Annotated in this window: 16 protein-coding genes; 15 read left to right on the plus strand and 1 reads right to left on the minus strand. The window is 42.4% G+C overall.

The features are described 5' to 3' along the window. Positions 1-262: 262 nt before the first annotated feature. The 10 genes from ACR42H_RS00190 (at position 263) to rsmI (ending at position 7500) form a co-directional block, all read left to right on the plus strand. Entirely contained in the window at positions 263-1699 is a 1437-nt protein-coding gene (locus ACR42H_RS00190) for an aminotransferase class I/II-fold pyridoxal phosphate-dependent enzyme (RefSeq protein ID WP_436374381.1), read from the plus strand. Between the two features lie 20 nt (positions 1700-1719). Beyond that, positions 1720-2346: a dTMP kinase gene (gene tmk / locus ACR42H_RS00195; protein ID WP_113885357.1), complete on the plus strand. Its 627-nt coding sequence runs from the start codon at positions 1720-1722 to the stop codon at positions 2344-2346. A 167-nt stretch (positions 2347-2513) separates the two neighbouring features. Continuing rightward, entirely contained in the window at positions 2514-2843 is a 330-nt protein-coding gene (locus ACR42H_RS00200; RefSeq protein WP_009336682.1) for a cyclic-di-AMP receptor, read from the plus strand. A 42-nt stretch (positions 2844-2885) separates the two neighbouring features. Beyond that, complete coding sequence (locus ACR42H_RS00205) at positions 2886-3326, plus strand: YaaR family protein (protein ID WP_113885356.1); 441 nt, start codon at positions 2886-2888, stop codon at positions 3324-3326. A 13-nt stretch (positions 3327-3339) separates the two neighbouring features. Beyond that, positions 3340-4347: a DNA polymerase III subunit delta' gene (gene holB / locus ACR42H_RS00210; protein WP_436374384.1), complete on the plus strand. Its 1008-nt coding sequence runs from the start codon at positions 3340-3342 to the stop codon at positions 4345-4347. Beyond that, entirely contained in the window at positions 4340-5167 is an 828-nt protein-coding gene (locus tag ACR42H_RS00215) for a PSP1 domain-containing protein (RefSeq protein ID WP_009336679.1), read from the plus strand. Before holB ends, ACR42H_RS00215 begins: the two co-directional genes overlap by 8 nt. A 12-nt stretch (positions 5168-5179) precedes the next feature. Further along, entirely contained in the window at positions 5180-5554 is a 375-nt protein-coding gene (yabA, locus tag ACR42H_RS00220) for a DNA replication initiation control protein YabA (protein ID WP_113885354.1), read from the plus strand. A gap of 75 nt (positions 5555-5629) precedes the next feature. Then, positions 5630-6370, plus strand: a complete 741-nt coding sequence (locus ACR42H_RS00225; protein WP_436374386.1) for a tRNA1(Val) (adenine(37)-N6)-methyltransferase — start codon at positions 5630-5632, stop codon at positions 6368-6370. Then, a complete protein-coding gene (locus ACR42H_RS00230) occupies positions 6360-6644 on the plus strand; it encodes a GIY-YIG nuclease family protein (RefSeq protein ID WP_436374388.1) in 285 nt (94 codons plus the stop codon). Before ACR42H_RS00225 ends, ACR42H_RS00230 begins: the two co-directional genes overlap by 11 nt. Next, the gene (gene rsmI, locus ACR42H_RS00235; RefSeq protein WP_113885351.1) at positions 6622-7500 is read left to right on the plus strand and encodes a 16S rRNA (cytidine(1402)-2'-O)-methyltransferase; all 879 of its coding nucleotides are present in this window, start codon (positions 6622-6624) and stop codon (positions 7498-7500) included. Before ACR42H_RS00230 ends, rsmI begins: the two co-directional genes overlap by 23 nt. Positions 7501-7539: 39 nt before the next feature. On the opposite strand, the gene ACR42H_RS00240 is transcribed toward rsmI, so the two are convergent. Further along, on the minus strand, positions 7540-7824 hold the full coding sequence (locus tag ACR42H_RS00240; protein ID WP_009336674.1) for an AbrB/MazE/SpoVT family DNA-binding domain-containing protein: 285 nt from the start codon (positions 7822-7824) through the stop codon (positions 7540-7542). Between the two features lie 605 nt (positions 7825-8429). Between ACR42H_RS00240 and metG the strand changes: the two genes are divergently transcribed. The 5 genes from metG to rsmA all read left to right on the plus strand — a co-directional run bounded on the left by metG (position 8430) and on the right by rsmA (position 14857). Then, positions 8430-10394, plus strand: coding sequence for a methionine--tRNA ligase (gene metG, locus ACR42H_RS00245; RefSeq protein WP_436374390.1), 1965 nt, complete (start codon positions 8430-8432; stop codon positions 10392-10394). Positions 10395-10608: 214 nt separating this feature from the next. Further along, entirely contained in the window at positions 10609-11376 is a 768-nt protein-coding gene (locus ACR42H_RS00250) for a TatD family hydrolase (protein WP_436374392.1), read from the plus strand. A gap of 646 nt (positions 11377-12022) precedes the next feature. Next, complete coding sequence (locus ACR42H_RS00255; RefSeq protein WP_436376791.1) at positions 12023-13216, plus strand: ubiquitin-like domain-containing protein; 1194 nt, start codon at positions 12023-12025, stop codon at positions 13214-13216. A 209-nt stretch (positions 13217-13425) separates the two neighbouring features. Further along, positions 13426-13986 (plus strand): ribonuclease M5, encoded by a 561-nt coding sequence (gene rnmV / locus ACR42H_RS00260; protein WP_113885347.1) that lies wholly within the window; start codon positions 13426-13428, stop codon positions 13984-13986. Then, a complete protein-coding gene (rsmA, locus tag ACR42H_RS00265; RefSeq protein WP_113885346.1) occupies positions 13979-14857 on the plus strand; it encodes a 16S rRNA (adenine(1518)-N(6)/adenine(1519)-N(6))-dimethyltransferase RsmA in 879 nt (292 codons plus the stop codon). Before rnmV ends, rsmA begins: the two co-directional genes overlap by 8 nt. The last annotated feature ends 90 nt before the right edge of the window (positions 14858-14947 follow it).

Below are 14947 nucleotides of genomic sequence, written 5' to 3' on the forward strand. Positions count from 1 at the left end.
CTCCACCTCCATACACTTATTCTGCCCAGATCAATGGTATTGTATACAATTTTTCGAATATTCATTGGCGGGTTTTTTGAGGTTACTTGATTAATATTGTATGATGGAAATCTAATTTGGGTGTATGTCTATAAATGATTTCTTTCATAAATTTCCCTGATGCTTCAGGACTGGCACAGATATCGCCCTAATGTTTCTTTTATAGCAAGCACATACTTGTTTTGTTAAAATAGGAGAAGAATCTTAGGAAAGTGATGAAGATATGAATCACGAACAGACTCCATTATGGGACCAATTAAAAAAACATGCTTCTCATCAGCCGGTTTCTTTTCATGTGCCAGGACACAAGAACGGTCAACTTGCAGGCGGTGAGGGAGCAGATTATTTTAAAGATATTTTAAAGCTCGATGCTACTGAGCTTAGAGGACTTGATGATTTGCATTCTCCTGAAGGAGTCATTTTGGAAGCGCAAAAACTGCTTGCCGATTTGTATAGGGTGCCAAAAAGCTTTTTCCTTGTTAACGGATCCACCTCAGGAAACCTCGCCATGGTCATGTCAGCCGCAAAGGAAAATGAGACTGTACTTGTCCAGAGGAATTGCCATAAGTCCATTCTTAATGGCATTACATTGGCTAAGGCTAAGCCCGTCTTTTTAGCGCCTGAGTTTAATGAAGAGTGGGGCGTTGCCGGGGGAGTAGCTTTAGAGACTGTTAAAGAGGCAATCAGACAATATCCGGAAGCAAAAGCACTAATCTTAACCTATCCCAATTATTACGGAATGGTGTTTAACCTTGAAAGCATTATTGAGTACGCTCATGATCATGGAGTTCCAGTATTGGTCGATGAAGCGCATGGGGCACATTTGATCGGGGGAGATCATTTTCCCGCTTCGGCCGTTCAGCTTCAGGCAGATCTGATTGTACAATCAGCACATAAGACTTTGCCTGCTATGACGATGGGGGCTTATCTGCATTTTAATAGCCGTTTTATAAAGGAAGAGAGAGTGTCCAAATATCTGGGGATACTCCAATCAAGCAGCCCTTCCTATCCTATTATGGCATCTCTTGATTTGGCAAGAGCCTATTTAGCCTCATTTTCGGAACAAGATGAGGAAGCGCTGCTTGAAAAGGCGGGGGATTTCCGTAAGAATCTAAGTAGAATAAAAGGAATTAAAGTACTGAATTTTGAACATAAAAACGGTGACCCTTTAAAAGTGACCATCCAGTCGGCAGCCGCTCTCAGCGGGTTTGAACTGCAGACTCTCCTGGAGAAGCACGGGATCTTTACGGAATTGGCAGATCCTTATAATGTCCTATTTGTATTGCCTCTTTTGAAAAACGATATGGATTATCCATTTGAACGGGTTATTCAATGCTTGGAAGAGGAGCTAAGAACATTTAGCCCGGCCGGCCGACATGAAAAAATCCCTTTTAGTAAAAGGCTTGTCTCTGGCCTTGCCCTGGAGCAAAAGGACCAAGACCGTTGTACCATTAAAACGGTGGCACTGGAAGAGGCGGCCGGCAAAGTGTGTGCACAGCAGGTGACTCCTTATCCGCCAGGCATTCCGCTCCTATTCCCAGGTGAAGTCATCGAAGGGGAAGACATAGCAAACATAAGATTTCAAATTAGGGCCGGAGCACGGTTTCAAAATGGGGAAAATATAAAAAAAGGCAGCATTAACGTTTTTCAGGATCTATAACAGCAGCTGGAGGAAATAAAATGAAAAAAGGTAAGTTTATTACGGTGGAAGGACCTGAGGGTGCCGGAAAAACAACGATTATAGATATGCTGGCAAGCTCTCTGGCAAAGGAAGGCTATCAGGTTCTTCAGACAAGAGAGCCTGGCGGAATTGAGATTGCAGAGCAGATCAGAAGTGTCATACTTGATAAAAATAATACAAAAATGGATCCAAGAACAGAGGCTCTGCTGTATGCGGCAGCCAGAAGGCAGCACCTGGCTGAAAAAGTAAAGCCAGCAATCGATAAGGGATATCTCATATTATGTGATCGATTTATTGATAGTTCTCTTGCATATCAGGGCTATGCAAGGGGCCTTGGCATTGATGAAGTTTACTCTATAAACAGCTTTGCGATTGAAGGCATGATGCCTGAACTGACGCTGTATTTTGATATTGAACCGGAGGCCGGGCTGGATCGAATCAATCAGCATATAGGACGGGAAGTGAACCGCCTGGACCTGGAAAAGCTCGACTTTCACCACAAAGTGCGGGAAGGCTATTTGAAGCTAATGGAGCTTTACCCGGAGCGCATCTTTAAAATCGATGCTTCGAGGCCATTGGAGGAAGTGTATCAGCAGGCGGAGAGCAAGCTGAAAGAACTACTATAAAAATTCGCCTTAAAGATCATATTTCTTTAAGGCTTTTTTAATAAGCTTGCCAGTCAGTTTTCAAAATAATTTTTCCGGTATTCCCTTAATATCTGCTTGAAGATAAAATAATTGATATAATAAAAGTAAGATAAAACGGATTAAAAACTTGTAAAGGGGATGGGCTTATGAAATTAATTCTGGCAGTCATTCAAGATCAGGACAGCAATAAGCTAATGAATGCGTTGGTTGACAATAATTTTCGTGCGACAAAATTGGCCAGTACTGGCGGATTTTTGAAATCAGGCAATACAACGTTCATGATCGGGACAGAGGATATTCGTGTGGAGAGAGCCCTGCAGATTATTAAGGAAAATTGCAGAGCAAGAGACCAGCTGGTAGCACCTGTATCGCCAATGGGCGGAAATGCTGATTCTTATGTACCTTACCCTGTAGAAGTTGAAGTTGGCGGTGCGACGGTATTTGTCCTGCCAGTTGAACAATTCCATCATTTTTAATAAATTCAAAGGGACCTTAATGCCCTTTGCGGAGGATTAGGTATGAAAATTAATCAAGAACTTCGGCTCAAGATGGAAAATGTCCGCAATGAGCAGAAGCAGGCGGCTGGGAACGGCGTTAAATTTTCCGAAATGGTGCAAAGGCAGGACCAGAAAATGCAGGCTTCTCAGCTTCAGGGGCTGTTAAAGGATATCGATGCCGCTGGAGAACGGCTTGCCCGCTCCAGAACATTTAAGGATTTAGCCAAATTTAAAACGCTTGTAAAGCGGTTTGTGAAGGAAGCCGTTGACTTTGGGATGGAGCTGAAGCAATCGCACAGCTGGAACCAGCATGGACAGGGCCGGTCTCTGAAAGTGGTAGAAACGGTTGATGAAAAGCTATCAGAGCTGGCGGATGAACTAATGAAAAAAGAAGAATCATCTATCGATATACTGGGGAAAGTCGGCGAGATTAAAGGACTTTTAATAAATATATATATGTAAGTGAGTGATTATTGTGGGAAAAACGTGGGAACAGCTGGAAGCCATACAGCCAGTTGTATTAAAAATGTTTAAAAATAGCATAGAGAAGGATCGGCTGGCCCACGCCTACTTATTTGAAGGGATGAAGGGAACGGGAAAGCGGGAAGCAAGCATGCTTTTGGCGAAAAGCCGATTCTGTCTTAAACCGTTTGATGGGTATGTTCCATGTGAAACATGTTCAAACTGTAAGAGGATTAACAGCGGCAATCACCCTGATGTTCATATCCTCGAGCCGGACGGGCTTTCTATCAAAAAAAGTCAGATTCAAAGCCTGCAGGAAGAGTTTTCAAAGACCGGGGTGGAATCAAAGCGCAAGCTTTATGTGATTGTGCATGCTGACAGAATGACTGTTAACGCTGCCAACAGTTTGCTTAAATTTCTGGAGGAACCCCATTCAGAGACGACCGCTGTGCTGATTACCGAGCAGTCGCAGCAGATGCTTCCTACTATTTTATCCCGCTGCCAGACCATTTCATTTAAACCATTATCTCCTGCAGAAATGATTCAGCAATTAAAAAATAATGGAGTGGATCCTGCCCAGGCACCATTACTTGCACAAATTACCAATAATTTGAATGAGGCTTTGCAATATAGTTCTGATGATTGGTTTGTACAAGCACAAAAAATAGTGTTAAAATTATATGAAGTGGTGAAGAAGAATCCGCTTGAGGCGATGGTTGCCCTGCAGGAGGATTGGTTCTTGCACTTTAAAGAAAAAGAGCAGATTGATCGCGGCTTGGATCTATTACTTCTTATTTTTAAAGATTTACTATATATTCAGCTTGGGAAACAAGACCAGGTTGTCCATCTGAACGAACGAAATCGTTTAGAGCAGTTTGCACTGCAATCTTCTACAAAGCGTCTGACGGAACAGATGACGGCTGTTTTGGAAGCCAAAAGAAAATTACAGGCAAATATGAATCCGCAGCTGTTGATGGAACAGCTTGTGCTAAAATTGCAGGAGGGATCTTCCTTTGTATGATGTAGTAGGAGTGCGCTTTAAAAAAGCGGGCAAGATTTATTATTTTGATCCCGGAGATCTCTCAATACAAAAGGATGACTTTGTCATTGTCGAAACTGTCCGAGGCGTAGAATACGGAAAAGTGGTAATTGCCCCGAAGCAGGTCGATGAGCATGATGTTGTCCTTCCATTAAAAAAGGTTCTTCGTATTGCAGATCAAAAGGATCGCATGATTGTCGAGGAGAACAAGCAGGCTGCCAAAGAAGCATACGAGGTCTGCTGTGAAAAGGTCCATACACATCAGCTTGATATGAAGCTGGTCGATGTTGAATATACATTTGACCGAAATAAGGTCATTTTCTACTTTACGGCTGATGGCCGGGTTGATTTCCGCGAGCTTGTCAAAGACCTCGCAGCCATCTTCCGCACAAGGATAGAACTTCGCCAAATTGGTGTGAGGGATGAAGCAAAAATGCTGGGCGGAATTGGTCCATGTGGAAGAATGCTCTGCTGTTCCACCTTCCTTGGTGACTTTGATCCCGTATCCATCAAAATGGCAAAGGACCAGAATCTTTCGTTGAACCCAACGAAAATATCAGGTTTGTGCGGACGCTTAATGTGCTGCCTGAAGTATGAAAATGATGAGTACGAAGCAGCAAAAGAACAGCTTCCTGACCTTGGGGAATGGATTCAGACCCCTGATGGAGCTGGAAAAGTGGTAGGCTTGAATATATTGGAGCGTGTTCTGCAGGTTGATGTAAAAGAAGCGGAGCGCGTCCTCGAATATACACTGGATGAAATTTTAAAACAAGGTGCTGTATCAGTTCAGTCCACAGATTAAGAGGTGGAAGTCGTGGATAAAAAAGAAATCTTTGACTCAGTGAGTAATATGGAAACCCAAATTGGAGAGTTATATCAGCAGCTTGGTGAGTTAAAGCAGCATTTGGCAGAAATACTTGAAGAGAATAACTCTTTAAAGCTGGAAAATGAACATTTAAGACGTCATTTAGACATATCTGCAGAAAAGGAAAGTACATCGGTGAAAAAAGGCAAGTCAGAGCAGTCTGCCGATGCGGCTGATGATGATAAGGTAATTGATATTGGAGAAGGCTATGATAACCTTGCCCGCCTTTATCAGGAAGGCTTTCACATTTGCAATCTCCATTTCGGCAGCCCTCGAAAAGAGGGAGACTGTCTGTTTTGCTTGTCTTTCCTGAATAAGAAGTAAATTTTAGCCTTCCTGATGATAGGAAGGCTATTTTTCCATAGAAGCAAAGAATCAGAGAAGCATGGAGGATCAAGAATGGATTTTTTAAAAGAAGGGGAACGGCTTGACTATTTGCTGGCTGAAGATATGAGAATTATTCAAAGTCCGGCCGTTTTTTCTTTTTCACTGGATGCTGTCCTGCTGGCCCGGTTTGTATATGTACCAATTCAAAAAGGCAATCTCATTGATTTGTGCAGCGGAAATGGCGTGATTCCGCTTTTTTTAAGCACACGAACAAAGGGAGTCATTACAGGTGTCGAGATTCAGGAGCGTTTGCATGATATGGCGGTTAGAAGCATTGAATACAATAAGCTTCAAGACCGGATTAAGATGATTCACGGGGATATTAAAGAAATCCATCAGGTTTTAGGATATGGAAAATTTGATGTTGTGACCTGCAACCCGCCTTATTTCCCTACTCCTTCCCGGGAGGAAATCAATGAGAATGAACATTTGGCGATAGCCCGCCATGAAATCCTATGTACACTGGAGGATGCGATTAAAGCGTCAAGCGGGCTTGCGAGACAGGGCGGAAAGGTAGCATTTGTGCACAGGCCGGGAAGGTTCCTGGATATTGTCACGCTCATGCGCAAGTATAAGCTTGAGCCAAAAAGGGTGCAATTCGTCTATCCGAAGGCTGGAAAAGAAGCGAACATTCTGCTTATTGAGGCAGTAAAAAATGGCAATCCGGACCTGAAAATTCTGCCTCCTTTATTTGTATATAATGAAGAAAATGAATACACACCTGAAATGAGAGAGATTTTATATGGAGAATAGCTATTATTTTTATGTTCTCCATTGCCGTGATGGCAGCTTATATGCAGGCTACACTAATGATCTTGAAAGACGGGTGAAGGCCCATAATGAAGGAAAAGGGGCCAAGTATACAAGGGGCAGGGGACCGGTGGAGCTGGTCTTCTCCCGCTCTTTTTTGGAAAAAGGCGAAGCGATGAGAGCAGAATATGAATTTAAGCAATGGTCCAGGAAAAAGAAGGATGAGTTTTTAATGAAAGAGACGGGTGGTACATATGTGGCAGCAAAAAAGCTTTGAACATGAAGAAACAAAAGGAATTCTATATTTAGTCCCGACTCCGATCGGCAATCTGGAAGACATGAGCTTCCGAGCAGTAAGAATCCTGAAAGAAGCTGACTATATCGCAGCGGAGGATACACGCAATACGAAGAAGCTCTGCAATCATTTTGAAATCGCCACACCCATCATCAGCTATCATGAACATAATAAGGAGGCAAGCGGACAGAAGCTGCTTGAGAAAGTGGCCAATGGCGCAAAGATTGCCCTTGTCAGTGATGCAGGAATGCCTGCAATTTCAGACCCGGGCTTTGATCTTGTAGTGGCGGCTGCTGAAGAAAAGCTGACAGTGGTCCCGCTTCCTGGTGCGAATGCTGCCCTGACCGGACTGATTGCTTCCGGCATTGATACTCAGCCTTTTTATTTCTACGGATTCCTGAACAGACAGAAAAAACATAAGAAACAGGAGCTGGAGAATCTCTCAAAACTTTCGGCAACCATCATCTTATATGAAGCTCCCCACCGTCTGAAGGAAACTCTCTCGCTGATGTCGGATATTATGGGAAACAGGAATATCGCGTTATGCCGCGAACTGACGAAGAAATATGAAGAGTTTATCCGGGGAACTGTAGCAGAAGCAATGGAATGGGCTTCGAACGGCGAGGTAAGAGGAGAATTTGTGATTATTATTGAAGGAACTTCCGAGGCTGTTCAGGATGAAGAAACTGACTGGTGGGAGGATCTCCCGGTTGAAGATCATGTTAGACATTATATAGAAGAAACTGGACTCTCGAGCAAAGAAGCCATTAAGCAAACGGCAAAAGACCGGGGATTAAATAAGCGGGATGTTTACCATGCTTATCATATTGAGGAATAAAAAAAGCTTCTCACATGCGTGAGAAGCTTTTCTTCATTCTTATTTTGCTAATTCAAAAGTGTTTTGAATTTCTTTTAACAGCTGTTCTGCACCGTCACGGCTTAGAATTAACTTGCCGTTAGCTAAAGAGATATTTTCATCAGATACTTCCCCAGTAACCTGGCAAGTCATGTTTGGCTTGTACTTTTTAAGGATGATTCTTTCGTCATCTACGTAGATTTCCAAAGCGTCCTTTTCGGCAATTCCAAGTGTACGTCTTAATTCGATAGGGATAACTACACGGCCAAGCTCATCAACCTTACGAACAATACCTGTGGATTTCATAATAAAAGTCTCCTCTCAAATCTCCAATAATATTTTTCTCTATCTATGTTGTTTCGTCATTATTCGACAAAATCTTTATTACATTTATAATACCAGCCATTCCCATATACGTCAATTACTTTATTTTCAATTCAAATAGAAAATTTTGGGATGTCAATTGAAGTGTTGATATAACAACGTTTTTATAAAAATAAAGAAGGTTTAATATAGAAAGGGGAAAGAATCACTCAAAAAGTAGTAATATGACTCATTTCGACATTTCGACAAAATTCTACAATGATTATACTTTTGCAATAATAATATTCGAAAGTTAGTTTCCTTTTTTAGGGATAGAAAATAAAAAAATTTAATTTAGAAGAATCCTGCCATCCCTTTCTGTTGCACAATTTCAAGTTTTTAGGTATATTTTGATGGTATAAGAGGTTATGCTGACGAATATAACTTCTTGTGAAATATCGATATAGCAGGCCCAATAACGGCACGATTTTCTGATTAATACTCTCGTCCAAATTGGGCGGGATTTTTTAGTATCCATTATGAGTAAGCCAAAAGCATAGCTGCATATATGCATCCCATGCTTTCTTAAAAATGAGGGAGGGAATCTTGTGGAGGACAAATTAAAGACGTTTTATTTAACCACTCCAATTTATTATCCTAGCGGAAATTTACATATAGGGCATGCCTATACAACTGTTGCCGGTGATGCAATGGCGCGCTACAAGCGTATGCGCGGCTTTGACGTTATGTACCTGACGGGAACGGATGAACATGGACAGAAGATACAGGAGAAAGCAGAAGAAAAAGGAGTAACACCGCAGCAGTACGTAGATGAAATTGTTGCCGGTATCCAGGATCTTTGGAAGAAGCTTGATATTTCCTATGATGACTTTATCCGTACTACTCAAGACAGACATAAGCAGATCGTAGAAAAAATCTTTGCTCAGCTTGTGGAACAGGGCGATATTTATCTTGGTGAATATGAGGGCTGGTATTGTACGCCATGTGAGTCTTATTACACAGAACGACAGCTTGTGGATGGAAACTGCCCTGACTGCGGACGTCCAGTTCATAAAGTAAAAGAAGAATCCTATTTCTTTAAGGTAAGCAAGTACGCTGACAGGCTGCTGCAGTATTATGAAGAAAACCCATCTTTCATACAGCCTGAATCCCGCAAAAATGAAATGATCAATAACTTCATTAAACCGGGCCTCGAGGATTTGGCGGTATCCAGGACCACTTTTGACTGGGGAGTGAAAGTGCCGAGCAATCCTAAGCATGTTGTTTATGTATGGATCGACGCACTATCAAATTACATCACAGCGCTTGGCTATGGAACCGATGATGATTCCAAGTATCTGAACTATTGGCCTGCTGATGTACACCTGGTTGGGAAGGAAATTGTGCGCTTCCATACGATTTACTGGCCAATCATGCTGATGGCATTGGATCTGCCTCTTCCTAAAAAGGTGTTTGCTCATGGCTGGCTTTTGATGAAGGACGGCAAAATGTCCAAATCAAAAGGAAATGTAGTGGATCCTGTTACCCTTATCGACCGTTATGGTCTGGATGCACTTCGCTATTACCTGCTTCGCGAAGTGCCATTCGGCGCAGACGGAGTGTTTACGCCAGAAGGTTTTGTGGAAAGAATCAACTTTGATCTTGCCAATGATTTAGGAAACCTTTTAAACCGGACGATTGCGATGGTTAATAAATATTTTGACGGTGTCATTCCGGCATATAAAGATTCAGACGGAGAGTTTGACCAGCAGCTGCTGCAAATGAACCGTGAGACGGTTTCCAAGTATGAGGAAACAATGGAAAAAATGGAATTCTCTGTTGCCCTTTCGGCAGTCTGGCAGCTTGTCAGCAGAACGAATAAATATATAGATGAAACGCAGCCTTGGGCACTTGCCAAAGAGGAAGAGAAAAGGGAAGATCTTGCGAGTGTGATGGCCCATCTGGCGGAATCCCTGCGCAGAATCGCGGTACTTCTGCAGCCATTCCTGACACGTACGCCGAAAGAAGTCTTCTCACAGCTGAATGTAAACGAAGAAGGATTAACATCTTGGGAAAGCCTTGAAACATTCGGTCTTATTCCTGAAGGCACAAAAGTATTAAAGGGAGAACCGATCTTTCCTCGCCTGGATATTAATGAAGAAGTCGAGTTCATTAAAACTAAGATGCAGGGATCTGCTCCTAAAGAAGAAGCAAAGCCGGAAGCAAAAGCAGAGGAAAAGCCGGATAGTGAGGAAATCACAATCGATGACTTTATGAAGGTCGATTTAAGAGTGGCTCAGGTCATTCAGGCTGAACCGGTCAAAAAAGCTGATAAGCTCTTAAAATTACAGCTGGATCTTGGCTATGAAAAACGCCAGGTCGTTTCCGGGATTGCCAAATTCTATAAGCCGGAAGACCTGGTCGGCAGAAAAGTCATCTGCGTAACCAACTTGAAGCCTGTTAAACTTCGCGGCGAGCTTTCAGAAGGAATGATTTTAGCAGGAGGAAAAGACGGGGAACTTTCACTTGCCACTATCGCTGAATCTCTTCCATTGGGTGCAAGGGTAAAATAATATTATTGATTTCTCCTGTTAAACATAAAAACATAGAAGTGTTAAGCGTATACCGTGGGCATTTCTATGTTTTTTATTTTTGGAAAAAAATATTCTTAGAAAGTAATTTCTGGTGATTTTATTAAATTTGAACCATTCTGCTAACACATTATTTTTGTTACATTGCTGACATAATAGTAATAGAAAAATAATATGAAGAAAAAGGAGTTTTTTGATGTTTTTCGACACACACGCACACCTTAATGCCGAACAATATAACGAAGATTTACAAGAGGTGATTGACCGGGCTCTGAATGAAGGAATTTCCAACATCGTGGTCGTTGGGTTTGACCGTCCAACGATTGAGAAAGCAATGGAGCTGACTGAGAAATACGATTTCATCTACACAAGTGTAGGATGGCATCCGGTTGATGCCATCGATATGACAGAGGATGATCTTCAGTGGATTGAAGAGCTTTCCAGCCATCCAAAAGTGGTTGCACTGGGAGAAATGGGCCTGGATTATTATTGGGACAAGTCACCAAAGGATATTCAGCAGGAAGTCTTCCGAAAGCAGATCCGTCTGGCGAAAAAAGTTAAGCTTCCCATCGTTATCCATAACCGTGATGCAACAGCCGATATAGTCGAAATCCTTAAGGAAGAAGGAGCGGGGGAAGTAGGCGGCATCATGCATTGCTTTAGTGGCAGCGCTGAAATTGCCAAAGAGTGTGTGGATATGAACTTTTTTATTTCACTTGGAGGTCCGGTGACATTCAAGAATGCAAAGAAGCCAAAAGAAGTAGCCGATGTTATTCCGCTTGAAAAGCTATTAATTGAAACAGATTGTCCCTATCTTACCCCTCATCCATTCAGAGGAAAGCGGAATGAACCTAGTTATGTCAAGCTAGTTGCAGAGCAGATTGCAGAAATAAAAGGACTTTCGGTAGAAGAAGTTGCACAAGCAACCACAGAAAATGCAAAAAAATTATTCGGCATAAACTGATATCTCTTTTTGTCGAAACCTGTGGGAGCTTGTCCAAATTTTTTCTGATTCTAAAAAGTTCTACATGTCTCCTTCTTCTCATAGGATAACCATGTCGATAAGTCTCTCTTTCCTTTCTCCTGTTTTTTTTGCATAATAGGAAATACGTTTACGAGAGGGCTTGCCATTTACTAGAAAAGCGGAAGCTGGACAGTTAGATAAAGGAGCTGTTCTAGCACTCCTGCCGATCGAGCGGAGGGCGTTTTCTGCTAGTTGAGGAGCGTGACAGAAAGAGAACCGGTTTGAGGACTCCCCGGATCGCTCCCGATTGCTGAACGCCTGGTCGGCAGAAAATAAGGGATTACCCAAAAGACATAAAAATCCCTAAATCAAAAAAAGAAGGATTTTTCAGATGAGTGTGGAAAAGTATAAATCCAAGGCAAGCATCATCGAAAACGGGGCATTTGCAAGAAGGCATGCATAGAGAGGAGCTGTCTTTCATACATAGAGATAGAGTGCAGTTCTATGGATTCAGGCAATCATAGCCCGATGCCTGCATTCAGCCAGCCTTTCGGAAGCTGGAAAATTGAAAGAGTTGACAGTCGGCAAGATACTCTATATAATCACTCCGAGAGAAAAGGAGGCGTTTTTCATCGTAATTCAAAACATGAAAAACCTGTTATCCAAGTCTTTGAGTAAAAAGAAATTGGCCATTTTTTCTGCTAGTTTAGTAGTCTTTGCTGCTGCCTGCGGTTTCATTGCATATGAAACGACAAAGAAAACAGTAGCACTGACGATAGAAGGCCAAGAGAAAGTCATCAAAACGCATGCATCAACGATTCAAGATATATTCGATGATCTAGATATTTCACTTCGCTCAGAAGATTATGTGTTTCCCTCGGTAAACACAGAGGTTAAGGACAATACAGAAATTGTCTATGAACCGGCTAAACAGGTGAACGTTGTAACCGATAACGAGAAGAAAACGATTTGGACGGCTGCAAAGACGGTCGGGGACGTATTAAAAGAACAGAATATTACTCTGACTGAACATGATAAGGTTCAGCCAAAGCCAGAGGATAAAATTAAAAGCAACCTTGAAATTCAAGTAGAGAAAGCATTCGCTTTAACGCTTAATAATGGCGGTAAAGAGAAGCAGGTTTGGTCAACTTCGACTACGGTCGCTGACTTTTTATCACAGCAGGGAATCAAGATCAATGATTTAGACCGTGTTGAACCAAAGTTGGAAGAGACAGTCAAAGCCAATGACATCATAAAAGTCATTCGAGTTGAAAAAGTCACCGATGTAGTGGAAGAACCAATTAATTTCGCAGTTGTGACAAAGAAAGATAATAGCTTGGCTAAAGGCTCTGAAAAGGTGATGAATGCTGGAAAAGAAGGCATTAAGGCGAAAGAATTTGAAGTCGTCCTGGAGAATGGCAAGGAAGTTTCCAGAAAGCTGATCAGTGAAAAGCAAGTGAAAGAAAAGCAGGATAAAGTCGTTGCTGTCGGAACAAAGGTAGCTGCAGCAACACAGGTCGTTTCCCGCGGAACAAGCAGCAAGGCAAGCGGAAAAGAAATATATGTATCGTCAACAGCCTATACGGCCAATTGCAGCGGATGCTCAGGCAAAACTGCTACTGGCTTGGATCTGCGTGCCAATCCGGGTGCTAAGGTCATAGCTGTTGATCCAAGTGTCATTCCCCTTGGAACAAAGGTCTATGTTGAAGGCTATGGCTATGCTGTTGCAGCAGATACAGGCGGCGCGATCCGTGGAAACAAAATCGATGTATTCTTCTCCTCCAAATCAGAAGCTTACAAGTGGGGAAGAAAAACCGTAAAGATTAAAATACTGAACTAATTTTTGTGATGCAGGGGCTTCCCCTGCATTTTTTATTTCATTGCAGAGAAGGTTAATAATTAACATTTTTCATTTCTCAGCTGCATCATATATAATAAGAACTATTCTTTATTACTATATTCTTCTTACATCTATTTAGACGAATTACATTACAGAAATGTTTCAAGTTTTTTTCAATTTTTTTATATTTTATTTTTTCTGGAGGAAGTATGAAAATCAAAGAAATTATTGTTGTAGAAGGCAAGGATGATACAGCGGCGATCAAAAGAGCCCTGGATGCCGATACAATTGAAACCAATGGATCTGCCATTAATCAGGAAACCATTGAAAAAATAAAGCTTGCCCAGAAGACCAGAGGGGTAATCGTATTCACAGACCCGGACTTTCCCGGCCAAAAAATCCGGAATACGATCACCAATGATGTACCCGGATGCAAGCATGCCTTTATAGAAAAAGCGGATGCTCTTCATAAGCATGGCAGAGGAGTGGGAGTTGAGCATGCATCGCCTGAAATGATCCGTCAGGCATTACAGGACGCACAGGTTATGCAGGAAACCTATGAAGAAACCATTACCCAGGAAGATCTGGTAACCGCAGGCCTGATTGGCGGAGAAGGCGCCAAGGAAAGAAGAGAAAAGCTTGGCAGACTTCTCAAAATCGGCTACACAAACGGCAAGCAGCTTCATAAGCGCTTAATGATGTTTCAGATCAGCCAGAAAGACTTTGCTGAGGCAATCGAAGCTATTCGCAAGGAGGAACAAAATGCATAAAGATATTGCAACACCAGCCAGAACACGGGCGATTTTGGATAAGTACGGATTTTCTTTTAAGAAAAGCCTGGGACAGAACTTTTTGATCGATACAAATATTCTAAGGAGAATTGTCGATCATGCGGATTTATCGGAAGAGTCGGGCGCCATTGAAATAGGCCCTGGAATTGGCGCATTGACTGAACAGCTGGCCCGGAGAAGCAAAAAGGTACTTGCTTTTGAAATTGACCAGCGGCTGCTTCCTATTTTAGAGGAAACTTTATCGCCATATCCCCATGTATCCATCATCAATGAAGATGTATTAAAGGCAGATGTTAAGACAGCGATTGAACAGGAATTTGAAGGCGTTGACGATATTATGGTTGTCGCCAACCTTCCGTATTATGTTACAACGCCGATTATCATGAAACTGCTCGAGGACAAGCTTCCGATCAGAGGAATCGTCTGTATGCTCCAGAAAGAGGTAGCAGACAGAATATCAGCCCGTCCTGGAACGAAAGAGTACGGCTCACTCTCCATTGCTGTCCAGTACTATACAGAGGCTGAAACGGCCATGATCGTGCCGAAGACGGTCTTTGTTCCGCAGCCGAATGTGGATTCAGCCGTCATTAAACTGACAAAGCGTAAAGAGCCTGCAGTGGCGGTGAAAAGTGAATCTTTCTTTTTCCAGGTGACAAAAGCAAGCTTTGCACAAAGGCGCAAGACTCTGCTGAATAATTTAACAAGCCAGCTTCCTGAAGGAAAACAAAAGAAGGAACAGATTCTCTCCGCTCTCGAACAAGCCAATGTCGAGCCGGGCAGAAGAGGGGAAACTCTATCCATCGAAGAATTTGCCCGCTTGAGCGATGCCCTGCTGCCGCATTTTTCATAAAAAATGAAGCCCTGCTGAAAACAGCGGGCTTTTTTTCTGCCTCAAATTTTGAACGTAAATAACTGACTAGCACCACAAACGCCCGTCAGC

The sequence above is a fragment of the Cytobacillus sp. BC1816 genome (genome assembly GCF_051353635.1).
Classification (GTDB): domain Bacteria; phylum Bacillota; class Bacilli; order Bacillales; family Cytobacillaceae; genus Cytobacillus; species Cytobacillus oceanisediminis_C.